The following is a 25,316-nucleotide window of genomic DNA, read 5'->3' as shown; positions in this document are numbered from 1 at the left end:
ATCATTTTTTGCTTTAAATCGCAAGATTTGTGCAGAAAAACCGTCCAATTAATAATAAACATCCTAAAAACAAAAGAATATGAAAAAGTTTGCCTTCATTTTGGTAGCTACAGTATTCACCAGTATGTCAGTTTTGATGGCTCAACCGGGCGGTGGCCAGCGAATGACAGTAGAACAACGAGTTGACAATGTTATCAAAGAAGCTAAGTCGTTGAAACTAGATGCAGTGAAGACCGATAGCGTAAAAGCAATCTTTACCGAGTTCTACCAGACGCAACAAACTCAGATGGAAGCAATCCGTAACAGCGGCCAGCGTCCTGATTTTGAAACGATGCGTGCTAATAATGAAAAGCTTTCAGGTGAAAGAGATAACCGCTTAAAAGCAGTTCTTACAGCTGATGAGTGGAAGCAATGGGAGAAAAAGGTAGCTCCGAGTCTTAACCAACGCCCTGGTGGCGGACGTCCCGGCGGCCCTGGTGGTCCTGGAGGAAATTTCTAAATTATATTCAAGAGACTGTATCCACTACAGTCTCTTTTTAATTATTGATATATTCTGCTTATAATTTCTTCAAACGTATATTCCTTTAATATTGTACCGTTTTCAAAAACAGGAACCATCAGATCCTTTGCATCGTTTTCTTCTATCCGATAAGTTTTATACGCCCCCTCTTCTTTTACCAGCTTCAGCTGGCCTTTTTTCGACTTCTTAAAGGAACGTTGTAATACACCGTATTTATTTAATTCCAGCGGATTTTTTTGTACATCAATCGGTGCTCCATTGATCTCTGCATAGGAACATTTGAGTGCAAACTGGTTTACATCCCGGTCGGGCTTTTGCAGTAGCGCCCCGCCCATTCCAAGTACCAGGTTTTCGGCAGAGATACCGTTTAGTTTCAGGCAGGCATATATCTGGCGGATGCTATCAAGATTCACGCCGTCGCCCTGTATTACCCGAATCTGTTTGGGCAGTACTTTATATCCTTTCTCATTAAAAGTAAATCCGAACTTTTCAAATAATATATCAAATACCCTCAGCAGGGTAAATGTTGGGTCGCCCGAGTCGGGACGAATCACCAGTGTTCCTTCTCTGCTCAAAATCAACTCTTTTAGCGCGGTGCCCCAATAGTCGGCACAAGCCCTGAAGATATCAAATGAATCAGATACACATGCAACGGTACCTGTTGGATACGTGCGTAACACATGTTCAAAGACGGCGAGTTCACCCTCCTCGCCCAATAAGGTGCAGATAGAGTGTTCCGTTGCGGGAATAGACTTGCCAATGATAGATGCAGCCTGATAATATTGTTGCGCAAAAACCGACCCTACAATGGTATCGCTGCCAACAAAATTGAGCAAATGCGACATGTCGCCGAGTCCGGCACTTTCTACCGAACTGACACCTCTGAATCCGAAATCATTTAAAACATAAGGTATTCCGGTAAAACTTCCGGCAGAGGCTGTTTCCTGATAATATTCCTCTACTATAAGCCTGATATGATGCGATAAAGTGGCTACGGTAATGGGATACCAGATCTGCACCAGCAAGGTTTCTAAGAAATTGGTGAGCCAGTAACATTGAGGATCTGTATTTTCAATCGTCATTAAAACATTGCTGTTTTCTACCACTGAACCCTCGGGTACTGCGTTGATCTTTACCGGTAACCTGCCCCCGTGTTGATGAAGGATATACTCAAATATTGTGCGGTCAAATACATCTTGCCGTTGAAATACTTCTGTTAGCACTTTTTCAGCAGCATTGATTTTATCTTCAGTAATAACCTGCCCGCTTAAATATTTTTTGAGATAATATTGAAGTCCGAAAAAAACAGTAGCGGGAAATACTCCTCCCCTCGATTCGAGATACGAATAGATTTTATTGGTACCCGGATAATAAAGCTTGTGATGTGCATATTTATATCCATCGGCCAATAGAATAATATTATCAGACGTCATTATTGTTGTTTTTTTGAGTATTCGTCGAGAAATCTTTTCTCATCTTTATTCAATGCATCCACCCCTTTTTGTTTTATTTTATCAAGAATGCTGTTCAGGCGCTCCTGATCACTGATTTTATGAACATTATACTGCTGATCGATATTCATTTTAATCACTTTAGCTTTTTTAGGTCTGAGTGCTAATGAATTTTTATCCAGATAAATAATAGCACACAATGCAAGCAATAAACCTGTTGCAACCATCCAGTTGTGAGTAACGGTTGCTGTTGAAAATATGGTGGCCAGCAGAATGGCAGCGATACCGGAAACTGCAAATCCTACACCTGAAACCGGTACTTTTCTTTTTATCTGATTGTAGATAATGAGGCCGATTACCAGTGCCGATAAAATAACAAAGTTCAATGGCAGAATAAAGAAAAAACGAATTTCCCCAAATGGATTAATTGCAGTATTGAGTATAAATAATCCGAAAATTAAAGGCAAACTTCCCCAGATAAATTCAGTAGAAGACCGTAGTCTGTAAATAGCATAATAAGGGGCTACCGATAATACCACTGTGATAATGGCTGCGAATAGAGGTCCATATACAGCTTCGGTTCCGGCAAGTATAAAGAATACGTTTAACGCTGAGAATAGAACACCTATCCAGTTCTGATTATCGAAGATCGCTGTAAAAAGACGATACAATTGCCCTTTTGTAATAGCCGCCTCATCGTACGACAACTGAACTTTTGTAGGATAATGACTGGCTATTCTTAAACCGGCCAGCACAAATATTATGATAAAAATTATACTAAACATCTTTTAATAATTGAGTGGTTTCTCCATGTAAATTACACCATTCAGTGGATTATTGTAATAGGCCGTACGTTCTTTAAAGCCGAGTTTTTCATACAACTTTACGGCACTTCCCAATTTTTCCAACGTGTCGAGTACCATCGATTTAAAACCGTCTTTACGGGCATGTTCAATAATTGCTTCTGCAAGTTCTTTACCAACCCCTTCTCCCCGGAATGCAGGCAATACGAATAATCGTTTCATTTCGCAGGTTCCGGGAATATTCAATCTGGTATAAGCCACACAGCCTGCCAGTTCATTATTCCATTTTCCTGTCAGTAATAAGCCGTTTTCTCCGCCATATTTTTTTAGAGGGTCACTCAACTCTTCGTCAAAATTCTGAAAACAAATGTTTTCATTTAATTCTAACGCATATAAATGAAATAATTGTTTTACAGCTTCTAAATCTGCTGACTCAGATGAAAGTATTTGGATTTTTAGCATAATATGTCTAAAGTGTTGATTAAATTTAGTACGAAAAATTTTATACCCTGAAATTGATTTTAAGATGAAAAAGCTAACCCTATCCATTGCTGCGCTGGTTGCTGCTACTGGTATTTACGCTCAGGACTTTAAAAAGGTTCATGAAAAAGCTATTGTGATTGATACCCATAATGATATTTTGACCTCTGCCCTGCAGAAGGGATTGGTCTGGGATCAGGACCTCACAGGAAAAACACATTCTGATTTAAACCGCTTTTTAAAAGCCGGCATTGATGTGCAGGTGTTTTCTGTGTTTTGTAATGAAACCTATGGAAAAGGAAAAGCATATGCCCGCGCCAATCAGCAAATTGATACATTGGATGCGGTAATTGCCAGAAACCCTCAAAAAATTAAAAAAGTAACAACTCCTCAGGAATTGCAAACAGCTGTTCGTGAAAAAAAACTGGGTGCAATGATCGGTGTGGAAGGCGGTCATATGATTGAAGACAACCTGTCTTATCTCGATGCTTTGTATGAGCGCGGGGCAAGATATCTGACCCTCACCTGGAACAACTCTACCAGTTGGGCTACTTCTGCTATGGACGAAGAAGCATTCAAAAAAAATCCAACTTCATCAAATGGGCGTAAAATCGGCTTAAATGACTTTGGTGTTAAAGTAGTAAAACGTATGAACGAGTTGGGAATGATGGTTGATCTGAGTCATGTCGGAGAACAAACTTTCTGGGATGCTATTAATACGACTACTAAACCGGTGATTGTTTCTCATAGCTGTGCGCATAGTATTAACCCTGTTTTCAGAAACCTTACCGATGAACAAATTAAAGCGGTTGCTAAAAACGGAGGTGTGATACATGTTAATTTTTATGCATCTTTTCTGGATGCCGATTTTGTAAAGAAGAATAATGATTTACAAAATAAAAAGAAGGCCGAAAGAGAAGAAATGCTGAAAACAAAAGATGCGGCTACTGTTACAAAGTTATTGAATGATAAATATGCCCCTTTGCAGGCAGCTATCCGACCGCCATTATCAAAATTAATTGATCATATCGACCATATTGTAAAAGTTGCAGGTGTTGACCATGTGGGCCTCGGTTCAGACTTCGACGGTATTTCTGCCGCTACCAAAGAACTGGATGATATTACCGATATGAATAAAGTTACCAAAGCTTTATTGGCTAAAGGTTATTCAACAACTGACGTGGAAAAGATTTTGGGTGGAAATTTTATCAGACTCTTCACTCAAAACGCTCAATAAGATGAAAAAGCTTGCCATCGGATTACTTTTTTGTCCGTTACTCGGAATCGCACAGGTAAATAAATCAACCATTAATCAGTGGGATAAAAAAACAAAGCGTGTTGAAATTATACGCGATCAATGGGGTGTTCCGCACATCTATGGAAAAAAAGACGCAGACTGTGTTTTCGGACTCATGTATGCTCAGTCGGAAGATGATTTTTATAGAATTGAATCTAATTATATCGATGTATTAGGCCGTAGAGCTGAAGTAGAAGGAGCCGCATCTTTTTATGCAGACCTGTATAAAAAACTGGTATATGATGCCGATGCTGCTAAAGAAGATTATACAAAAGCTCCTGCCTGGCTTAAAGAGTTGCTGGATGCATGGGCCGACGGAATGAATTATTTCCTGTATAAAAACACACATATAAAACCTAAACTGCTTACTCATTTTGAACCCTGGTTTCCTCTGATGTGGACCGATGGAAGTATCGGTTCTATTAATACTGCAGGATTTACCGCCAGAGATGTTGAGGGTTTTTATCGTGAACAAAAAGAAGTTGCTTATCAACCTCCTGTACCCATTGATGAAATTCATGATGGTTCAAACGGATTTGCTTTCACTCCTTCAAAAACAACTTCGGGTAATGCAATTTTGTATATTAACCCGCATACAACATTTTATTTCAGACCCGAAGTTCATATGATCAGTGAAGAAGGGTTGAATGCATATGGCGCCGTTACCTGGGGGCAGTTTTTTGTATATCAGGGTTTCAATGATTTTTGTGGTTGGATGCACACTTCCGGATACACGGATGTGGCAGACTCATATTATCTGGATGTAAAAAATGAAAACGGAAAATATTTTTACAAGTATGAAGGTGCATGGAAGCCTGTGATCGAAAAAGAAATAACCGTTCGGTTTAAAAACAGTAATGGATTTGAAACAAAAACCATTAAAACATATGCTTCGCATCATGGCCCTGTGATGGGTATCAGACAAGGAAAGTGGATTGCCATTAAATCTAACAACAGAGACATGAACGGGTTGATTCAATCGTGGAAAAGAACAAAGGTTCAATCTTTCGATGAATTTAAAGCAGTAATGGACCTTCGTGCAAATACCTCTAACAATACAGTATACGCTGATAAAGCCGGAAACATTGCCTATTATCATGGTAATTATGTGCCGGTACGGGATACTGCATACGACTGGACAAAACCTGTGGATGGTTCTATTAAAGCAACAGAATGGAAGGGGTTGCACGATATCGCCTCTACTGTTCATTACATCAATCCGGCTAATGGCTGGATACAAAACTGTAACTCTACTCCGTTTACGGCAACAGGTAAAAACAGTTTATCTCCGTCTTTTTTTCCTTCATATATGAAAACTGATGTTGAAAACTTCAGAGGAATCAATGCGGTGGCTATTCTTGAAAAATCCGGTAAACTTAGTTTGGATGATGTGATTCATCAGGTAGGATACAACACCTACTTACCTGCTTTCGAATACCTCGTGCCCGGTATTATTAAACACTATAAAGAAGTATCCGGTTCAGGCACACAATATGCACATTTAAAAGAAGTGATAGATAGTTTGTATGGATGGAATTATCACTCTTCGGTAAATAGTGTTGCTACGAATGTTGCTATAGAATTTGCACAATCTTTACAATCTCCGATTTCAAGATTGAAAGGTAATATGATTGAAAAGTATCAGCAATTCGCTAATGAGTTTCCGGCTGAAAAAACGGTTATTTTGTTAGACAGTGTTGTAAAACTGATTGAAAAAAGAAATGGTACCTGGAAAACCACCTGGGGAAGTGTGAACAGGTTTCAACGCATAAATAATTCAGTTGAAAATGTTTTTGATGATCAACAGCCAAGCATTCCGGTAGCGTTTGCCGCAGCAACATGGGGCTCTTTACCTTCTTATGTGAGTAGATATAACGAAAATGGATCTAAGAGATATGGATATAGTGGAAACAGTTTTGTAGCGGCAATTGAATTCGGAGAAAAAATAATTGCGAAAACCGTATTGAGTGGCGGTGTATCGGGTAACCCGGCCAGTAAACACTTCAATGATCAGGCATCTTTATTTGCAAACGGACAATTTAAGTTGATTAATTTTTATAAAGAAGATGTACTGAAGAATGTAGAACGAAAATATCAACCCGGAAAAAAATAGTTGTAACCAACCCGCACGCTTATGTTAAAGAAATTATTAGCACTCGCATTGCTCAGTCCATTTATGCTGGCAGCACAACAAAAAAGCTGTGATGTATTAATCGTTAATGGTAAAATTATCGATGGTACAGGAAACTCCTGGTACTATGGAGATATAGCAGTGAAGGGAGGCAAGATTGTAGATATCGGAAAGCTGGCTGCTTCTTATACTGCCAGTAAAACAATAGACGCTAAAAAGATGATTGTATCTCCGGGCTTTATTGATGTACACGGTCATATAGAAAGTATATTGAGAAATAATCCTACTGCCGAAAATTATATTTATGACGGTGTTACTACGGTAATTACCGGAAACTGTGGTGGATCAGCAGATGATATCGGCGGATTTTTAGGTGAAATCAATGAAAAAGGCACCTCAATAAACGTCGCAAGTTTGATTGGTCATAACAATGTTCGCAGAATGATCATGAACCGCGATAACCGTTATGCTACACCGGAAGAGCAGTTAAAAATGGATGCGCTGATTGAAAAAGGAATGAAAGACGGTGCGCTTGGTATGTCAACTGGCCTGATATACATTCCGGGAGCTTACTCCAATACGGAAGAAGTGGTTAGTCTGGCAAAAGCTACTGCTAAACATGGCGGAGTGTATGTGTCGCATATCCGTAATGAAGAAGGAGGCGTAATCGATGCGGTTAACGAAGCAATCCATATCGGACGAGCAGCCAATATACCTGTTCAGATTTCACACTATAAAGTGAGCGGTAAAGTGAACTGGGGTAAATCGAAAACCACGATAAAGATGATTGAAGATGCGCGGAAAGAAGGGTTCGATGTTACGATTGACCAATATCCCTATACCGCGAGTTCAACAAATCTGGGCGTTCGTTTACCGGATTGGTCATTGGCCGGCGGGCAAGACTCGATCGTTGCCAGATTAAATGATGCACCTACAAGAGCACGTATTAAAAAAGAAATGCTGGCTCAACTGGCCGGATACGGGTATAAAAATTATAGCTATGCGGTTGTTGCCAACTATAGCGCAGATACCAGCTTTAACGGAAAAAGTATCACTGAAATTAATAAGAGCCTTGGCAGAAAATCAAATGCAGCTACCGAAGCAGAAACGATTATGGAAATGATTGCGAAAGGAGGTGCTCAAATGGTATATCATCAGATGAATGAAAATGATATCAAATATATCATGAGTTATCCGTATAGTATGTTCGGTGCTGATGCCGGTGTTCCGGTTATGGGCGTTAGCAGACCGCATCCACGCGGATATGGTACCAATGCACGTGTATTGGGGAAATATGTTCGCGAAGAAAATGTTATTTCTTTAGAAGAAGCCATCCGGAGAATGAGCTCATTGGCCGCACAAAAATTTTATCTTAAGGATAGAGGGTTATTAAAAGAAGGCTACGCTGCTGATATATTGATTTTTGATGAGAATGAAGTAGCTGATAAAGCAACATTCGATCAGCCGCATCAGTATTCAGTAGGATTTAAATATGTACTGGTAAACGGAGATGTGGTGATGGATGAAGCAAAACATACCGGCAAAAAATCAGGAAAGGCACTTTATGGACCAGCAAAAGAATAAGAACGTTATTTATACAGGCTATTATAAATACAGATCCCACTCAATTGAGTGGGATCTGTATTACAATAAACATATAACCCTATTAAAAACAACTAAGTTGTAGCAGTCTTCAGTATTGTGACAGATTTTTTTTCAGCAGTCAGCTTTCTAAAAATCCACATCAAGGTAAAAGTTGGGATAAAGTCTAAACCCGGCGACAGTTCTTCTACAAAGTTAAAAACTGCACCTATAGCGCCTTTTTTACCTCCGAATAGTAAATAAAATACTAAAGCGGAAAAAGGAGCCCACACTAAATCTGTTAATTCGCCCAATACCGGTAATGTAAAACTTAAGTAGCCTACAAAATCCATTATCAGGCAGACAATCAAACTGTTTCTTTTCAACACAACAACCTCCCTGTTTATAATAATGACGCTTTTTGACATGGAATGGTTGCCTCAGATCAAATTTTTATTCTCACTTGTTTGATTATCAACGATGTTTAAACTAATAGTGTGCGTTGTTTCAGTACTTTTACAATATCTTCATATCGATAGGGCTTACTAATGAAATCATTGATTGCCACATCATTACATTTTTGCCGGTCCTGGGCACTGTCTGAAGAGGAAATGGCAACAATCGGAATATTACAGTAGGGTGACTTGAGTTTTCTGATAAGTCTGGCGGTTGTAAATCCATCCATTACCGGCAGGTTAAGGTCAAGAAATACCAAAACCGGTTCAATAGAGGTAATTTGTTCTAAACAGTCTTTGCCCGATGAAACCGCAATTACCTCGAACCCCAGCCCGTTTAACACTTTTTCTATCAGCATTCTATTGATTTCGTCATCTTCTACTACCATGATAATGGCTTTGTTTACTGCATCTTCATATGAAACATCATTGGGAGAGTGTTCCATTGCGGCAGAGAAAAGCAGTCCGTATAATTCGTATGTTTTTACCGGTTTCGACAAGATATTGCTAATGCCCGCATTGCCTGCCTGCTGCTCGTAAAGGTTGTTTTCTAAAGCCGGCATCATCAGAATGCATTGATGCATCGGAAATTTCAGTTCGCGGTTGACTCTCTGAATGAACTCAATTCCCTTATTCTGATCAATGTATTGATCTACTAATACAAGGTTTATTTCAGCATTTTCGGTCAGATACAAAACTGCTTCTTCAGTATTTTCAGTACAGACTACCGGAATGTTGAAGTACTCAAGGGTGGTTTTTATATAATGCGCAGTATGTTTGTTTTTTTCAATGATTAATGCCTTTTTTATACCGATTGGCAGGTTGTTCAGATAAAGAGGCTCTGGTACTAATACTTCTACATTGAGTGTAAGAGTAAAAGAGGCTCCTTTGCCCATTTCACTTTCAACGGATAACTCTCCATTCATCAGTTCGGCGAGGCGTTTTGAAATAGACAAGCCTAATCCCATTCCACCATGCGGCCGGTTAACATTACTGTTAGCCTGGCTGAATGAATCAAAGATTGTTTTAAGCTTTTTAGGAGAAATACCATAACCCGTGTCTTTTATTTTGATAGCGATTTTTTGCATTGCCTTACCCGACTCATGTACAATATTACCTACGGTCTTCACCGAAATAATTACATCTTCACCCGCAGGGGTAAATTTAAAGGCATTATTCAGCAGGTGGAAAAGAATTTCACGCAGCCTGAATGAATCGGTTACAATTTTGGTTGGTAATCCCGGATCTGCAAACGAAGTAAAGTTTACATTTTTATCTAAAGCGTGTAGTTGGTAAATGTCAAAAACATCGGTCATAAAGTCTTCCAGCATAAAGCTTTCTGCTTTGAGCGCAAGCGTACCTGATTCAAGATTAGAATAATCGAGAATATTGTTAATCATTTGCTGAAGATCTGTGGCCGACTTCTTTACATTCTGTAAAAACTCCTTTTGACTCTTATTCACATCGCTCTTTATCACGAGGTCTGTAAAACCGATAATACTATTTAAAGGAGATTTAAGCTCATGTGTGGTGTTTGCCAGAAAAGACGATTTTACCGTATTGGCCAGTTCTGCATTATTCTTTGCATCTATTAATTGCTTTTCTACATTTTTCCGTTCGACGGATGCGGCAATACTTTCTGTGAATGATTGCAAAATGGAGATTTCAGTATTGCTCCAGCCGATATTTTCTTTGTTGGTGAAGCTGACAAATCCCCATAGTTCATTCATTACAAACAGCGGCATGAATGTAACGGTTTCAATATGATTTTGAGTAAGATAGTTCTTTACAATAGGATCACTGATTGTGTTACATCTTCCGGTAAAAAACTTTTTTTGCTCCAGCGTTTTGTAAACCGGTGAAACTGTGAGTAAGGGAATGGCCTCGTCTCTGCTGAAAGGATCTACCTGATTCCCTTTCCAGTTAAGGATACATTTTGTTGAATCATTGGGTAATTGTGCCGAATGATTGAATGAATAAACGCCGATGTTGGCAATGTTTAGCTGCGCCCCCAGTTTAGAAACGGCTGTTTTTAAAGCGGTATCAAGGTCTGCGTTCCGGATGAGTTCATAGGTTGCGTCTGCAACGGCTTGTAAAAGTTTGTCTTTATACAAAAGTTTGTGTTGCGCCTCTTTAATTTCAGAAATATTATGGGCGATACACAAAACGCCCCAGATAGATTTGTCTGCTGAAAACAATGGTATCCGGATAGTGGTCATTGTGTACGGCCTTTCTCCGATATGAAAAGTTTCTTCTAAAGTAAATTTAGTCACTCCTGTTTTCAACACTTCGTTGTCAGAAATCAGGTTGGGTGTAATATGTTTTTGAATGTAAGGAAGATTTAACTCCAGCTCCGTCCGTCCGATAAATTCCATTGCAGGTAATTGCATCTGTTCTGCGTACGATTTATTTACCAGCAAGTAGCGTTGGCCGGTGTCTTTAATATACATCCAGTCGGGCGTAGAGTTAATCACCGTTCTTAACAGTTCTTCAGATTGTTTAATCTCTTCTAATAGTTGTTCCCGTTCTGTTTCAACAATTGTTCTTTTGGTAATATTTCTTGCAGAACAGATAAACTGAATGTCACCATCCTGAAATAATGGCTTGATGATACATTCAAACCAGATATAAAACTGGCTTTTTGATAATACTTTAAACCGCAATGTTTGCGGCTCAGGATTTTTTTGAAAGTTCTTTAATTTATTCCAGTTGATTTTGTCGAAATCTTCAACGTGAATAATCGAAGAAAAATGTTCGTGTTGTATTTCTCTGGGCTGGTATCCCAAAGCTTTTTCGATGGAAGGCGAAACATAAGTAAAAAAACCTTGCTGATTGGTAATGGCGATTATATCGTCAGCATTATCAGCGAGTAACTTGAATTTGAAGTTGCTTTCAATTAATGCATCTGCCGAACGTTTTTGATTCGTAATATCCTGTGCAATACCGAAAGCGGTTGTTTTGTCGATCAATTTTCCGCTCACATAAAACCATCTGGTTTGTTGTTGGGCATTAATGATTTCGAAAGTGAAATTAGATTCTTTGTCAAGAGCTTTCGAGGAAATTGCTTTAACGATTTCATCTAAAATTTTATGATGATATTTTTGAGGAACATAGTTATTTAAAAACGAGTCAAGTGAAATGGTTTGTTCACCGGGCGCATCAATACCGAGAACCTTTAGCATTTCTCTGCTCAGCCGAAGGTCTCTGGTAAGAAAATTATACTTCCAGCTTCCCATTTTTGCATGTGTCAATGCGAAGGTCTTTGTTCTTAATACCTCTTCCTTTCCTTTTTCGGCATAATGTTTTTCATTGATATCGATTCCTAACACCTGAATCTCAGAAGTATTTTCTTCGGGGGATGATAAATTGATAAACTCCCAACTGGTCCAGAGTTTTTCGTCTTCACCTACTACCGGAATTTCCAGTTTCAGCGTAAAGATTTGTTGCGGGCGGTGGATACACTCTTCCAGAATCTGACGGCAACGATAAAGGTCTTTCGGTTGAACGAGGTCGTAAAAGGTGAGTAGATGTATGTTATCAGCGTTATATTTAAATTTTTTGATAAAGGCCGGATTTACATAATTCAATTGAAATGAATCATTTAACCGGAGTATAAAGTTCGTTTGTGAATTAAGTATAGAGCTTAGATAAACTTTTTCTTTGAGTAATTCAGATTTTGTAAGCAGCAGGTTCGACTTGTTTGAACGGTAATTTCGAATCAACGGTTCCAGAATCAGATACATTAGTGCAATAATTGCCAGAAATAACGAAATAAACTTTCCCGGAGTGATTTCATTAAAAGTATAATACTCCACCGACCAAAGCTTGAAATTGTTCAATAGGTTGTCAGAAGCAACAATGAAAGCGTTTTTGGCAATGGTTACCTGGCCTGTACCTGCGGAGAGAGCATGTTGCAGCTGGCTATAGCTCACATTATAGTTCTCAAAAAGTGAGGATAAAAAAATACGGTTTTTGTCTTTTGCCAATATGCTTAATTCCTGAATGGTTTGTTTCAGGTTCTGGTAGGAGGCCGCCAGCGAATCGCTAACTGTTAGATATAACGCTTTGTTTTCGGTTAATGTATTAACAATGGCTTTTTGGTCACCAATAATTTCAATGGTGTGATTGATCTTATGATAAAACTGTTTGTTCGGTTGGAAGAGGTAGTAACCAAAAAAGTTTAACAACAGTACGACTGCTATTAAAAAAAGTAGAGGGCGGAATAGTTTTCTAAAATTAGATTGCATGGATATTCTAGGGTGGATTTTCTACTTTAAAGTTATACAAAAAAAATAAGGAGCCAGTAATTGTTAACGACAAAGGAGGTTAAAAAGTATAACAATAACCCGTATATGTATATTAAAAAAGCCCCATGTGTATGCGACATGGGGCTGAACAGTTATTTTAAAAGAGAAATATTAGTATGTAATCTGTTGTTCTTCAATCTGCTGTGGCAATTCTCTGAACTCATACTGTTGGGTTCTGAGTTGCGGGATAAATCCGGCCTCGCTGATCGCGTCCTGAATACTTTTATAGGTAAACCGGTGTGGTGCTCCTGCTGCACTTACCACATTTTCTTCAAGCATGATTGAACCAAAATCATTTGCTCCGGCATGTAAGCATAACTGAGCGGTTTGTTTTCCTACGGTTAGCCACGATGCCTGGATATTAATAATATTTGGCAACATGATTCTGCTTAAAGAAATCATGCGGATATATTCGTCAGAGGTGGTCAGGTTATGTACTCCTCTGATTTTTGCCAATAAGGTGTCTACATCCTGGAAAGTCCACGGGATAAATGCCAGAAACCCTTTTGCATAATCTGGTTTTTTCGCCTGTACTTCTCTGATTTTTTCCAGGTGTTCAAAGCGTTCTCTGAGGGTTTCCACATGTCCGAACATCATTGTTGCAGAGGTGGTAATATCCAGTTTGTGGCATTCGTGCATAATATCGAGCCATTCCTGAGATCCGCATTTCCCTTTAGAAATGAGACGGCGTACACGGTCAGTTAATATTTCAGCTCCGGCTCCGGGTAAAGAATCCAGTCCGGCTTCTTTGAGAGCGGTTAAAACCTCACGGTGTGTAGACTTTTCAAGCTTGGTAATATGGGCTACTTCGGGTGGCCCTAATGCATGTAGTTTTATATTTGGATAAAGATCCTTCAGTTGTTTAAAGAGGTCGGTATAAAATGTTAATCCCAGCCCCGGATGGTGCCCGCCTTGTAATAAAAGCTGGTCTCCCCCCCAACGGATCGTTTCTTCGATTTTTCTTTTATAAGTCTCAATATCAGTGATATAGGAATCTGCATGACCCGGAATTCTGAAGAAGTTACAAAACTTACAGTTTGCAATGCAAACATTTGTTGTATTTACATTTCGATCAATCTGCCAGGTAACTTTTCCGTGCGGAACATGCTGTTTACGCATTTCATTCGCCACATACATGAGTTCGTTCAGAGGGGCATTTTCATACAGAAAAATACCTTCATCAACACTCAGAAACTCGAAGTCAAGGGCTTTTTTATATATATCCTTCAGGTTCATAATACTTATTTCGCCTTCAAATTTACAAAATGATCATTGACAATGGTTGATAAAACTCATTTGAGCTTATTTAATTAACAATTATAGTTGAAAACCGTTTAAAACAAACAAATGAATAAACTATATTGTTATTTTGTATGTTTGACAGAACGGATAATTTTTAAGAAAAATGATTGAATATAAAAGATTTCAACTAAAAAACGGATTGAGGGTATTGGTTCATGAGGATCCTACAACTCCGATGGCAGTAGTGAATGTAATGTACGATGTTGGTGCCAGAGATGAAGATCCGTTAAGAACGGGTTTTGCTCACCTGTTTGAGCATTTGATGTTCGGCGGCTCTGTAAATATTGAAGATTTCGACGGAGCTTTACAAATGGCGGGCGGAGATAACAATGCTTACACCACTAATGACCTGACAAACTATTATATTTCTATTCCTGCAGAAAACCTGGAAACAGCTCTTTGGCTGGAAAGCGACCGCATGTTGTCGCTCGCATTTAGCGAACAGAGTCTGGATGTTCAGCGAAAAGTAGTGTGTGAAGAGTTTAAGGAGCATTATATTAACAAGCCCTATGGTGATGTTTGGTTTAAGCTTCGCCAGATGGCCTATAAACAACACCCTTATCAATGGATGACTATCGGAAAAGAGTTGTCGCACATTGAACACGCTACCCTCTCTGATGTAAAAAACTTCTTTTTTAAGCATTATACACCGGCAAATGCCATTTTGGTGGTTGCGGGTAAAGTGAAATACGATCAGGTAGAAAAATTGGTAAAAAAATGGTTTGAAGATATACCGGGAGGTGTTAAGTATGACCGTAACTTACCACTGGAACCAGAGCAATCCGATGCCCGAATTGAAAAAGTGAATGCACCGGTTCCGGTAGACGCTTTGTATAAATGCTGGCATATCGACGACCGCTTGTCGCATGGATATTATGCGGCCGATCTGATTACTGAAGTATTGGGCGGAGGTTCATCTTCCCGCTTGTTTCAGCAGTTAGTAAAAGAAAAGCGCCTGTTCAGTAATATAGATTGTTATCAGATGGGTAGTATCGATAAAGGATTATTGGCCATCGAAGGTAAGCTGGTAAAAGGTGTTTCTATCGAAGAAGGAGATAAAGCCATTCAACAGATTATCGATGAGTTGTGTGAAAAAGGAATTTCTGAAAAGGAACTTACCAAAATACAGCACAAAACAGAGTCTTCACTCGCATTTGAAGATATGAGCGTTTTAACCCGCGCCAATAACCTGGCTTTCTATGAGTTGCTGGGCAATGCAGCGCTCTTTAATGATGACCGCTCCAAATACTTTGCTGTTACTGCAAATGATATTAAAAATTACAGTCAGCAAATATTTGCACCTACTCATTCGAATACATTATATTATTTAGGAGAGAACTAGAATATGATAAATAGAAAAATTGCGCCTGCAATCAAACAACCGGTTGAGTTTAATATTGAATTACCCGACTGTGAGTGTTATACGTTAGACAATGGTGTGTTACTGTATTATATCAATGCCGGGGCAGAAGATACATTGATGGTAAACTGGGTATTTTCGGCAGGTAACTGGTTTGAGGAAAAAAGAAATGTAGCTATTGCAGCAAATCAATTGATAAAAAACGGAACACATCAGCATTCGGCATATGAAATAAATGATCATTTTGATTATTACGGAGCTTATTTCAACCGGAACTGTTATAGCGAAACCGCTGAAATAACATTACATTGTTTAGGGAAACATGTAACCAACTTATTGCCAATGGTAGCTGAATTAATTCAGGATGCCTCTTATTCGGAAGAAGAGCTACAGATCTATAAACAAAATGCACAACAAAGGTTAACCGTGAATTTGCTGAAACCCGATTTTGTAGCCGGCAGAGAGATTGATGCAATGCTTTTCGGTGAAGAACATCCTTACGGTAAGTACAGCAAACACGAAGATTATCAGTCTTTATTACGTGAAGACCTGATCGCTTTTCACCAGCAACATTATAAAGAGGGTAAAGTTGTATTATTTGCAGTTGGAAAATTACCCGAAGGTTTTTTACCTTTAATGAACGATCTTTTCGGTAAATTTAAATGGAAGCCCTATACTAGCACAATTATTGAGCCGGTACATATTATCCGGCCAAGTGCAGAAAAGAAGAAAACAATCATCGTAGATGAAAAGGGAGTACAGGCATCTATCCGTATTGCCAGGCCTTATATCGGAAAATCAGATCCTCATTATCACGAACTGGTAATACTAAATGCAGTTTACGGAGGATACTTTGGATCAAGACTGATGGCAAACATCCGCGAAGAAAAGGGGTATACCTATGGAATATACAGCGGTATACTGAATTATATCAAACATAGCGGATGGATTGTAAGTACAGAAGCAGGAATTGATGTGAAAGACGATACTATAAAGGAAATTTATTATGAAATGGATATCCTGAGAGACGAACTGATTGATGAGGAAGAATTATTGAACTGTAAAAATTACATGATGGGTGCCGTATTAGGCGATCTGGATGGTCCGTTCCAGGTAATTGCCAGATGGAAATCACTGATTGTGCAAGGGTTTGATAAATCGTTTTTTGATAAAGCGATCAATGTTATAAAAGAGGTAGACGCTCCGGAACTGAGAAAATTAGCACAGCAGTATTTAAAACCTGACGAATTTTATGAACTAACCGTAATATAACTAACATATGAAGCAGATTATACTAAAGATGATGATAACGTCAATAGTCGCCTTTGGCTTATCGTTTATTCTTGACGGCGTACAAATGAAAGATTTTACCACTGCAATTATTCTGGCTATTGTACTTTCAATACTGAATATTCTGGTAAAACCCTTATTAATCATTTTTACTTTACCCCTCACGATATTAACTTTAGGACTGTTTCTTTTTGTAATTAATGCCATCATTATTTCAATCGCCGATTATTTTATTGATAGTTTAGTGATTACCAATTTCTGGTGGGCTTTATTGTTTAGTTTGCTTTTGTCGTTGGTAGTATCTTTTCTCTATCAGGAAAGTACCGGCCGCGAAAAAAGAGAAGAATAGATTGAAAATGAATAATATTCAAAAAAACACACCCGAAAGGTGTGTTTTTTTATGTAAAACACTGGTTTTTTACACAAACAATGATTATATTGTGCTTGTGTTGATGGTATCTAGATAAGAATGATTGTTCGGAGCCGGTTGAACAATCTGATAATATCACTATCTCAAAGGGACGTAACAGCAATATTTCTTCATTATTCCGGTAGATTAACAGCTACCAGCTGTTAAGTTTCATGAACGTCCGTATTTCCTTCAGTTTTAATGGATGAACTGATTTAAGAAAAAACATGACCCGATTTCAATTTATTGAGAGCGGATACGCATTGTTATGTTGTATTGTTTTAGGTCAGGTGTATTTAAATCATTGTTTGTTTCGTAAGCAGTAACTAATCACTATATCTATAAATGACTTTCATTATCAGTACGTAAACGGGGCTGTATCATCAAAAATGATCAGCCCCTTTATAAGTAGTGTGTTGGTACTATCCGTATAAGCATAAAGCTTTGTCCATAAAATAAACTTTCCGTCAAAATCAACTTTTTAAGTGAATTAAAATGTAATTTCAAGCACTCAAATTGTTTTGTTTCATGAATTTTGACAGAAAAGCTTGGAGCAACGATGAATTGCTTGCTATATACGAACAACTGCTATATCCTCGCCTGATTGAAGAAAAAATGCTGGTGTTATTACGCCAGGGCAGAATTTCAAAATGGTTTAGTGGAATTGGCCAGGAAGCCATTGCCGTAGGTGTGGCCTCGGCCCTCGAAAGTGATGAATGGATAATGCCCCTTCATAGAAATCTTGGTGTATTTACTGGTAGAAACATGCCCTTAAGTAAACTCTTTAAGCAGTGGCAGGGTAATCAGGATGGCTATTCAAAAGCCCGTGAGAGAAGCTTTCACTTTGGCGCAAAAGAACACCATATTTGCGGCATGATTTCACACCTGGGCCCGCAGCTGGCTTTGGCCGACGGAGTAGCGCTGGCATATAAACTGCGTAAAGAAAACAAAGTAGCCCTTGCTTTTTCAGGTGACGGTGGTACCTCCGAAGGTGATTTTCACGAAGCCCTCAACACTGCTGCTGTTTGGGAGCTTCCTGTGATATTTGTTATTGAAAATAATGGCTACGGATTAAGTACGCCGGTGAATGAACAATACCGTTGTGAAAGCCTGGTAGATCGTGCGAAAGGCTATGGAATGGAGGGCGTAAAAATTGACGGAAATAATATTCTTACCGTTATTGATACCATCAAAGGTGTACGTGATTTCTGTATCAAAAATCAGAAACCCTATCTGATCGAATGTATGACCTTCCGTATGCGCGGACACGAAGAAGCGAGCGGTACCAAATATGTTCCGAAAGAGTTGTTCGACTTATGGGCAGAAAAAGATCCTATCGCCAACTTTGAAAAATTCCTTTTAAATGAAGAGATCTTATCTACTGAAGTAATCGAAGCAACACGCCAACGCTTTAAACATACAATAGAAGAAGAATTAAAAGTCGGATTTGAAGCCACTCCATTAGTAGTGAATACACAACACGAGCTGGATGATATCTATGCGCGTAAAGTATCAACGCAAAACATTACTGTACTGGATAATTCAATAAAAGAGATTCAGCCTTCTATCCCCCAAAATGAATATAGAATAATTGATGCTATCAAAGAAGCAATGCTTCAGTCGATGGAACACCACGACAATCTGATATTAATGGGGCAAGACATTGCAGAGTATGGCGGCGCTTTTAAAATTACTGAAGGCCTGGTGGAGAAGTTTGGTAAAGAAAGAGTTCGGAATACTCCCCTTTGCGAAAGCGCCATTGTAGGAGCTGCGTGCGGATTAAGCCTGGAAGGATTTAAGTCAATGATGGAAATGCAGTTTGCCGATTTTGTTACCGTTGGATTTAACCAGATCATCAATAACCTCGCAAAACTACATTACAGATGGGGGCAAAATGCCGATGTGGTTATCAGGATGCCAACCGGCGGCGGCGTAGGTGCCGGTCCGTTTCACTCTCAAAGTAACGAAGCCTGGTTTGTACATACTCCCGGTTTGAAAGTAGTATATCCTTCTTCTCCGGCTGATGCGAAAGGATTGCTGATTGCTTCATTTAATGATCCGAATCCGGTGATCTTCTTTGAACACAAAGCGCTTTACAGAAGTATAAGCGGAAAAGTACCACAACAATATTATGAAATAGAAATAGGAAAAGCCAGACTGGTAAGGTCAGGCGACGAAATGTCAATTATAACTTACGGTGCCGGTGTTCATTGGGCCGAAGACTATGCCGCAGAACATCCGGAAATCGCTATCGAGATACTGGATCTGAGAACTTTATTGCCATTAGATTATGACGCCATCAGAAAAACCGTACAAAAAACCGGAAAAGTATTATTGCTGCACGAAGACACACTCGTAGGCGGTATCGGTGGTGAAATAAGTGCCTGGATTACCGAAAACTGTTTCGAATACCTGGACGCTCCTATTTTGAGATGTGCTTCACTGGATACGCCCGTTCCTTTTAATATTCAACTGGAACAGAACTTCCTGGCGAAATCAAGATTGCATGAAACGGTTCAGCGGTTAATGAAATACTAGAAACATTTTGATTGACGGGCGATACATCGCCTGTTGATAATATCGAAATAAATTAATAAGTTTAATAAACTCTTGGTATATGAGGAGGTTATTAAGCTTATTTTTTTTGCTGGCAACGGTTATCTCTTCTACTGCTCAGCAACCCCTGACATCTTATAGTGGCCTGACCTGGGTATATAAAATACATCCGGATGCTTTTGATGATAAGAATAAAATCAAACAGAAGGAAATTGCCCGATATCTTCAGTTTGTTGATACAACCAGGGATTTCTCTTTGTTCAATCGTCAGCAGACCAAAGGCATTTACTATTACTCCACTGTAGCACACAATTATTATCAATACTTTGTTGAAAGTAATGTTTATAATATTACAGACCTGAAAGTGAATTTCTTAAAAAATAGTAAAGGAATACTGCTGGTAATAAGAAACAAAGACGGACAATTGGTAAAGTCGGCAGAAGTGATAGCATCTAAAAAATTAGTTCCATTTAATGTAGAAAACAACGGCTACTTAGTAGAAGCAGACAGCGAATACTTACGCATAAAGTATCAGGGAGAAGAACTGTTTTATTCTCTAAAAACATTTTCGTCCGGCTATCGCAAAAAAAGCAATCGGGGCGTAAAGGAATTCTGGGCAAGCAGTAAACCGATGTACCGCATGGGTGATACATTGAAAGTGAAGTACTTTAATAAAAAGATGTCTCGTTTTGACCGCGTAAACAACCCTCTCAGAGTAAGCTTGTCGTCGCAAGGTATATGGAAAGACACTGTGTTTTATGTGAAGCCGTATCGTAAAAGTTTTTATGAATTCAGTTTTCCGCTGGCCTCCTGGAATTTTACGTTAGATAAAGATATCACGGTGTCAGTATCAAACAGAGGCGTTTACTCATATCATTTTATCCCGTACACGCAGTATGAGTTAAAAGATCTGCTATTAGATTATCAAATAAATAAGACCACGATTCATAAAGAAGATTCGCTTATTCTTCAGGTAAATGTAAAAGACAAAAATCAATTTTTATTGCATGATGCTACGGTATACGCAGAGGTGGTGTTTAGCAATTTGCGCAAGCAGTCTATTTCAACAAAACAGGAAGCATTTCAAAAAATAATCTGGTCGGGAGAGTTGATAAAAGAAAGTGATGGCCGTTTTTACCTGCGGCTTGCCGGAAATGATTTTCCGGGGATTGATGCTAATTATACCATTTCATTGAAAGCCACCACTTCCAATCAATTAACCATTGAAGAAAAAATAACTCTTATAACCGATCATGACCTGGGTTTTGAGGTATCAACGGTTCGGAACGACAGCATTGTTATAAATGCAGTAAACAAAGAAAAATTAAGCGGCAACTATACGGTGACGTTTTTAAATACTTTATATGAAGAGCTTGCTTCGCAAAAGTTGTCGTTACAAAAATGGGTAGTATTACCTGAAGGAACAGAATATCTGAAAGTTTCATCAGAGGAAGGACAAGTATTTTTGCTGCCGGTAAGTGACTTTTTACAACCTCAGGTAAAAATAGATCAGCAACAAAGTATAACCGTAATAGACGTACAATCACCTGCACCAGTCTGGTACACTGTTACAAAGAATAATAAGATCATCGCTTCAGGATATAAAGAAAGAGCGAATCATCAATACCCTTCAGGTAGTAAGGATGTTTATCTGGTAAAAATATATTATCTGCAGGGTAATGAGTGGAAGGAGGCAAGCTATTCCAGCTCTTTTTCTCCGGCATATAAAATAGAAATTGAAGCACCCGAAAAAGCAACTCCCGGCCAGGAAGTAAATACTCTATTGACGGTAAAAGATCAAAACGGACGCCCGGTGAAAGATCTGGATATTACGGCATCAGGCGTGAAAGAACAATTTGAAAGAACTAATTTTTATGCAGAGAACAGTGTTCCCGCTCAGCATAAAAGAATCAAAATGCAACAGATAGAGAATATCAATCAGTATCAAAAAATAAAGGATGTAAAACAGTTAAAGGAGTTATATGATAATCCGCTCATGCAATTAATGTATACAGATTCTGCTTACATGTATATAGAAGATGCACCCTCAGAGGCTGACCAGCTATTGTTTTATTACATTGGAAAAGACGATTTAATAGCGGTTCTTAAAGATCGTGAACCGGTTCACCTATCTGTTGATAAAAATACAGCAGTAATTTCCGCAAACATGTTAGATCGCACAGAAAAGCTGTTGGTGATCACTTCTAAGAAACAATTCTATATTCACCAGGTATCAGTTCCGAAAGGCAAAAGAAAGGTTTTTGTGGTAAATGAAAAAGGAATGTTTAATAGCAAAACATTGGTGAGCGCAGTAAATGATAAAATCAGATTTACCCCACAATATTTTTCCCTTTCGAATGGGAGATACAGATATACAACTTCTTACCTGAAAGTAGAAGACTACTATATTCCTCTTTTAACAGGAAGCGGAAACTTTATTTTGTCTGGATTACAAAGGGGCTATTCTTTATATAATTACCGGTTGTATAATCAATCATTCCAACCAAATGCTTCGTCTTCATTTTTTATAGATAAAGGGTATATATATGAGAAAAATGAGCCGGAAAGAGATTTTACAAAATTGGGCTACAGAAAAACATTACCGGGTGCTTTGAGAGAAATCATATATAGTGAAAGAGATCTGGATAGTTTACATATTCAGTCTTTATTGTCTTTCAATATTAAACGTAACAGGGAAAATAACTTTTATCTTGATACAAGTAATAGTATATCGCCAAAATATATACTGGTAAGGTATAATGATACATTAAATATTTATGATAGACATTCGGTGAATGTTCAAAGCAACAGCCCCGCTGTAATTTATTACTTTTACAGTTATGGTAAAGTACTGATCGATTCTATTGAAAAGAAGAGCGATTACATAGTAAGAAAAATAGACCCGCAATTAAAACAGGCGAATAATGCGGAAAGAAAAGAGCTTTACCGGTTGTTGGAGAAAACAACAGGTTTTGAGAGTATCAGGTTAGAATATAGTGAAGATTGGACCAGTCTTAATTATATCAAATTAATGGTATTAGATGAGCAATATAATCCCATTCCTTTTGCAAACGTAAAATACGAGGGAGGAAATGCGTCAACAAACGCAAATGGTATTGCGACCATCCCCCTGATAAAAATTCCTTATGTTGAAATATCTGCTCTCGGCTATAATAACGTAAAATACTATTGGCACCAAAAAAGCAATATCATACTAATGAACCCGAAAAGTTACGAATTGGATGAAGTAGTGGTCGTTGGTTATGCAGCTAAGAAGAACCTTCAAGGAGTGCTCACAGGACGGGTGGTTGGTGTTTCTGCAAAAAGTGCTACTATAAGAATAAGAGGTTTGTCTTCCATAGAAAGGGGCTCGGCAGAGGATGAAATAACTAAAATGGAAGATGCTGACTCAGTAACTCCGGAAATCAACGAAGAACCGGAAGTGTCTTATTATGTACCGCGTATGAGAAGTTCTTTTAAAGATGAAAGCTTCTGGTTTCCTGATCTGAAAACAGATATGAATGGCCAGGTAAAGCTGAAATATAAGCTACCGGATGATATTACTGCATGGAAAACCCAATTTCTCGTAACAGACGGTAAAAAACATTTTTACACTAAAAAACTTCCGTTGCGGGTTTATCTGCCGGTATTTGCTGATATTGAACATCCAAAGTTTTTGACCGATAAAGACTATTTTCAGTATACTACCAAAGTTCGTCAGGTAGAAGATACAGGAACAGTCAATATAGAGCAGGCGATTTCCATTAATAACGAAACGGTAAAAAACAGCTCCGGCCGGTTAGCCAACATTCTATCAGAGAAAAATTTTGCATCGGTAAAAAATGATACAGCTGTACATATAGAATACATGGTATCCATAGATCAAAAGATGGTGGATGCTATTGAAAAAACAATTCCTGTTTTTCCTGTGGGAACTTTCATTGCCGATCAGGAATATTTTACACTTACAAAAGATACAGGTATTAGTATAGCGAATCCCTCAGCAAATATTTATCTGGCAATACAAAACAACTATCCGTCTATACTAAACGACCGGATGAAGTATCTGCAGGATTATTTATATGAATGTAACGAGCAACAGGCCTCCAGGTTGATCGGACTACTCTGGCAGAAGAAATTATATGAATCGCGTCAAATGAAATTCAAACATGATTTGCGTATCAAAAAAATTATAAAACAACTTTTGTCGAACCAGAATGATAAAGGCGGATGGTCGTGGTTCGGAAAAAATCCCGCAACAGAATGGATAACCGACCATGTGAATATTGCTTTGAAAATGGCAGTAGAAAATGGATATGAAATAAAACCGGAGGTATTTGCTAAGGTGAACAGGCAGGCACTCGAATGGAAAAATGATGTAAACGCCGATCGTATCATTGCGTTAAAAATACTGAATGAAGCAGTAACAGAAAGTGATATTCGTTTGGGATATAACAAACGCTCTTCTTATCACACATTGTTATTGTCAAGGATATTCAATCTGGAAATAGATTCAGTATTGTCAAGAGTCACAGAAAAAGAAACGATTGCCTACTACTCGTCCCAACTCAACTATGTGTTAGATAACTCTGTAATGACAAGTATAGAGCTGTATAGGTATTTAAAATCGATCAACCATCGTATGACTCCGAAGGTGATGAATTATTTAAAGGAAATATTCTTGTCAAAACAATACTTAAATACTTACCAGTTGTCAAGCCTGATGAATGTGGTGATGCCGGAAATAATCACGGAAGACACTTCATCTGAAAAAAATCGCTTTTGGGTAAATGGCCAGCCGGTAAAATTTAATGAGGAGGGATATTATGAAAATCAATTCAGGTCAACCGATGCTGTCAATGTAAGGTTTGAAGGGTCCTCATTATCCTATTTATCATTTTATACCAAACGTTGGGATACGGCGACAGTTTCCGTCAATAACGGATATCGGGTTACTACCAATTGGGTATCTGCTACGCGGCCGGGAGAAATAGTGAAACTGAAAGTGTCTGTTGATGCCGAAAGAACCGCTGACTATGTGATGTTGGAAATTCCGATTCCGGCAGGATTGGATTATGCTGAAAAGCCTGCTGCCCGTTACGGTGAATATTACCGTTCTTACTATGATCACCAGGTAGTTATATTTTATGAAAGTTTGGCAGCCGGTAAATTTGAAATAGAAATACCGTTAGTAGCACGTTATGAAGGAAAGTATTATATCAATCCGGCAAAAATCAGCCAACAGTATTTTCCGGCATTTTATGGCGCAACGGGGGTGAAGCGAATGGAGGTGGGAGAGAAATAACTTATGGATGAAATTGGGTTAATCCTTTTGGTAATTCTGGATTATGCAATATCTATGGTCATCCTTCAA

Annotated in this window: 15 protein-coding genes; 9 read left to right on the top strand and 6 right to left on the bottom strand. The window is 38.5% G+C overall.

Annotation, left to right across the window (positions count from 1 at the left end; translation table 11 throughout):
- Positions 1–79: 79 nt before the first annotated feature.
- Positions 80–499 carry a hypothetical protein gene (locus D9O48_RS07145; protein WP_126972114.1) on the top strand — a complete coding sequence of 140 codons (420 nt, stop codon included), beginning with the start codon at positions 80–82 and terminating at the stop codon, positions 497–499.
- 41 nt (positions 500–540) lie between these two features.
- On the opposite strand, the gene D9O48_RS07140 is transcribed toward D9O48_RS07145, so the two are convergent.
- The 3 genes from D9O48_RS07140 to D9O48_RS07130 are packed head-to-tail and all read right to left on the bottom strand — an operon-like array spanning position 541 to position 3,236.
- Entirely contained in the window at positions 541–1,953 is a 1,413-nt protein-coding gene (locus tag D9O48_RS07140) for a nicotinate phosphoribosyltransferase (RefSeq protein ID WP_126972112.1), read from the bottom strand.
- On the bottom strand, positions 1,953–2,756 hold the full coding sequence (locus D9O48_RS07135; protein ID WP_126972110.1) for a rhomboid family intramembrane serine protease: 804 nt from the start codon (positions 2,754–2,756) through the stop codon (positions 1,953–1,955). The genes D9O48_RS07140 and D9O48_RS07135 overlap by 1 nt, the downstream gene beginning before the upstream one ends.
- A gap of 3 nt (positions 2,757–2,759) precedes the next feature.
- On the bottom strand, positions 2,760–3,236 hold the full coding sequence (locus tag D9O48_RS07130) for a GNAT family N-acetyltransferase (protein WP_158624842.1): 477 nt from the start codon (positions 3,234–3,236) through the stop codon (positions 2,760–2,762).
- A 64-nt stretch (positions 3,237–3,300) separates the two neighbouring features.
- Here D9O48_RS07130 and D9O48_RS07125 point away from each other — a divergent pair, with 64 nt between their 5' ends.
- Genes D9O48_RS07125 through D9O48_RS07115 form a run of 3 tightly spaced genes read left to right on the top strand, consistent with a single transcriptional unit; the run spans position 3,301 to position 8,266 of the window.
- Positions 3,301–4,491 carry a dipeptidase gene (locus tag D9O48_RS07125; protein WP_126972106.1) on the top strand — a complete coding sequence of 397 codons (1,191 nt, stop codon included), beginning with the start codon at positions 3,301–3,303 and terminating at the stop codon, positions 4,489–4,491.
- 1 nt (position 4,492) lies between these two features.
- Positions 4,493–6,664, top strand: coding sequence for a penicillin acylase family protein (locus D9O48_RS07120; protein ID WP_126972104.1), 2,172 nt, complete (start codon positions 4,493–4,495; stop codon positions 6,662–6,664).
- A gap of 21 nt (positions 6,665–6,685) precedes the next feature.
- Complete coding sequence (locus D9O48_RS07115; RefSeq protein ID WP_126972102.1) at positions 6,686–8,266, top strand: N-acyl-D-amino-acid deacylase family protein; 1,581 nt, start codon at positions 6,686–6,688, stop codon at positions 8,264–8,266.
- Positions 8,267–8,358: 92 nt separating this feature from the next.
- On the opposite strand, the gene D9O48_RS07110 is transcribed toward D9O48_RS07115, so the two are convergent.
- The 3 genes from D9O48_RS07110 to mqnC form a co-directional block, all read right to left on the bottom strand.
- Positions 8,359–8,652 (bottom strand): hypothetical protein, encoded by a 294-nt coding sequence (locus D9O48_RS07110; protein WP_233589198.1) that lies wholly within the window; start codon positions 8,650–8,652, stop codon positions 8,359–8,361.
- 95 nt (positions 8,653–8,747) lie between these two features.
- Positions 8,748–12,965: a response regulator gene (locus tag D9O48_RS07105; RefSeq protein ID WP_126972098.1), complete on the bottom strand. Its 4,218-nt coding sequence runs from the start codon at positions 12,963–12,965 to the stop codon at positions 8,748–8,750.
- A 171-nt stretch (positions 12,966–13,136) separates the two neighbouring features.
- Positions 13,137–14,261 carry a cyclic dehypoxanthinyl futalosine synthase gene (gene mqnC / locus D9O48_RS07100; protein WP_126972096.1) on the bottom strand — a complete coding sequence of 375 codons (1,125 nt, stop codon included), beginning with the start codon at positions 14,259–14,261 and terminating at the stop codon, positions 13,137–13,139.
- 169 nt (positions 14,262–14,430) lie between these two features.
- On the opposite strand from mqnC, the gene D9O48_RS07095 reads away from it, so the two are divergent.
- The 5 genes from D9O48_RS07095 (at position 14,431) to D9O48_RS07075 (ending at position 25,247) form a co-directional block, all read left to right on the top strand.
- Positions 14,431–15,669, top strand: a complete 1,239-nt coding sequence (locus D9O48_RS07095) for a M16 family metallopeptidase (protein ID WP_126972095.1) — start codon at positions 14,431–14,433, stop codon at positions 15,667–15,669.
- A gap of 3 nt (positions 15,670–15,672) precedes the next feature.
- Entirely contained in the window at positions 15,673–16,959 is a 1,287-nt protein-coding gene (locus D9O48_RS07090; protein WP_126972093.1) for a M16 family metallopeptidase, read from the top strand.
- Positions 16,960–16,966: 7 nt separating this feature from the next.
- The gene (locus D9O48_RS07085) at positions 16,967–17,326 is read left to right on the top strand and encodes a phage holin family protein (protein WP_126972091.1); all 360 of its coding nucleotides are present in this window, start codon (positions 16,967–16,969) and stop codon (positions 17,324–17,326) included.
- Positions 17,327–17,914: 588 nt separating this feature from the next.
- Complete coding sequence (locus tag D9O48_RS07080; RefSeq protein WP_126972089.1) at positions 17,915–19,924, top strand: alpha-ketoacid dehydrogenase subunit alpha/beta; 2,010 nt, start codon at positions 17,915–17,917, stop codon at positions 19,922–19,924.
- Between the two features lie 79 nt (positions 19,925–20,003).
- Entirely contained in the window at positions 20,004–25,247 is a 5,244-nt protein-coding gene (locus D9O48_RS07075) for an alpha-2-macroglobulin family protein (protein WP_126972087.1), read from the top strand.
- The last annotated feature ends 69 nt before the right edge of the window (positions 25,248–25,316 follow it).

This window comes from Gynurincola endophyticus (assembly GCF_003991195.1).
GTDB classification, from domain to species: Bacteria; Bacteroidota; Bacteroidia; order Chitinophagales; family Chitinophagaceae; genus Gynurincola; species Gynurincola endophyticus.
The sequence above is the reverse complement of the archived record's forward strand: the minus strand, read 5'-3'. Positions and strand labels throughout refer to the sequence as shown.

Bases quoted from the DNA above. Each gene is read 5' to 3' on its own strand.
- D9O48_RS07080 (WP_126972089.1), top strand. From the start codon at position 17,915: ATGAATTTTGACAGAAAAGCTTGGAGCAACGATGAATTGCTTGCTATA.
- D9O48_RS07145 (WP_126972114.1), top strand. From the start codon at position 80: ATGAAAAAGTTTGCCTTCATTTTGGTAGCTACAGTATTCACCAGTATG.
- D9O48_RS07125 (WP_126972106.1), top strand. From the start codon at position 3,301: ATGAAAAAGCTAACCCTATCCATTGCTGCGCTGGTTGCTGCTACTGGT.
- D9O48_RS07135 (WP_126972110.1), bottom strand. From the start codon at position 2,756: ATGTTTAGTATAATTTTTATCATAATATTTGTGCTGGCCGGTTTAAGA.
- D9O48_RS07075 (WP_126972087.1), top strand. From the start codon at position 20,004: ATGAGGAGGTTATTAAGCTTATTTTTTTTGCTGGCAACGGTTATCTCT.
- D9O48_RS07095 (WP_126972095.1), top strand. From the start codon at position 14,431: ATGATTGAATATAAAAGATTTCAACTAAAAAACGGATTGAGGGTATTG.
- D9O48_RS07140 (WP_126972112.1), bottom strand. From the start codon at position 1,953: ATGACGTCTGATAATATTATTCTATTGGCCGATGGATATAAATATGCA.
- D9O48_RS07115 (WP_126972102.1), top strand. From the start codon at position 6,686: ATGTTAAAGAAATTATTAGCACTCGCATTGCTCAGTCCATTTATGCTG.
- D9O48_RS07105 (WP_126972098.1), bottom strand. From the start codon at position 12,965: ATGCAATCTAATTTTAGAAAACTATTCCGCCCTCTACTTTTTTTAATA.
- D9O48_RS07130 (WP_158624842.1), bottom strand. From the start codon at position 3,236: ATGCTAAAAATCCAAATACTTTCATCTGAGTCAGCAGATTTAGAAGCT.
- D9O48_RS07120 (WP_126972104.1), top strand. From the start codon at position 4,493: ATGAAAAAGCTTGCCATCGGATTACTTTTTTGTCCGTTACTCGGAATC.
- D9O48_RS07085 (WP_126972091.1), top strand. From the start codon at position 16,967: ATGAAGCAGATTATACTAAAGATGATGATAACGTCAATAGTCGCCTTT.
- D9O48_RS07090 (WP_126972093.1), top strand. From the start codon at position 15,673: ATGATAAATAGAAAAATTGCGCCTGCAATCAAACAACCGGTTGAGTTT.
- mqnC (WP_126972096.1), bottom strand. From the start codon at position 14,261: ATGAACCTGAAGGATATATATAAAAAAGCCCTTGACTTCGAGTTTCTG.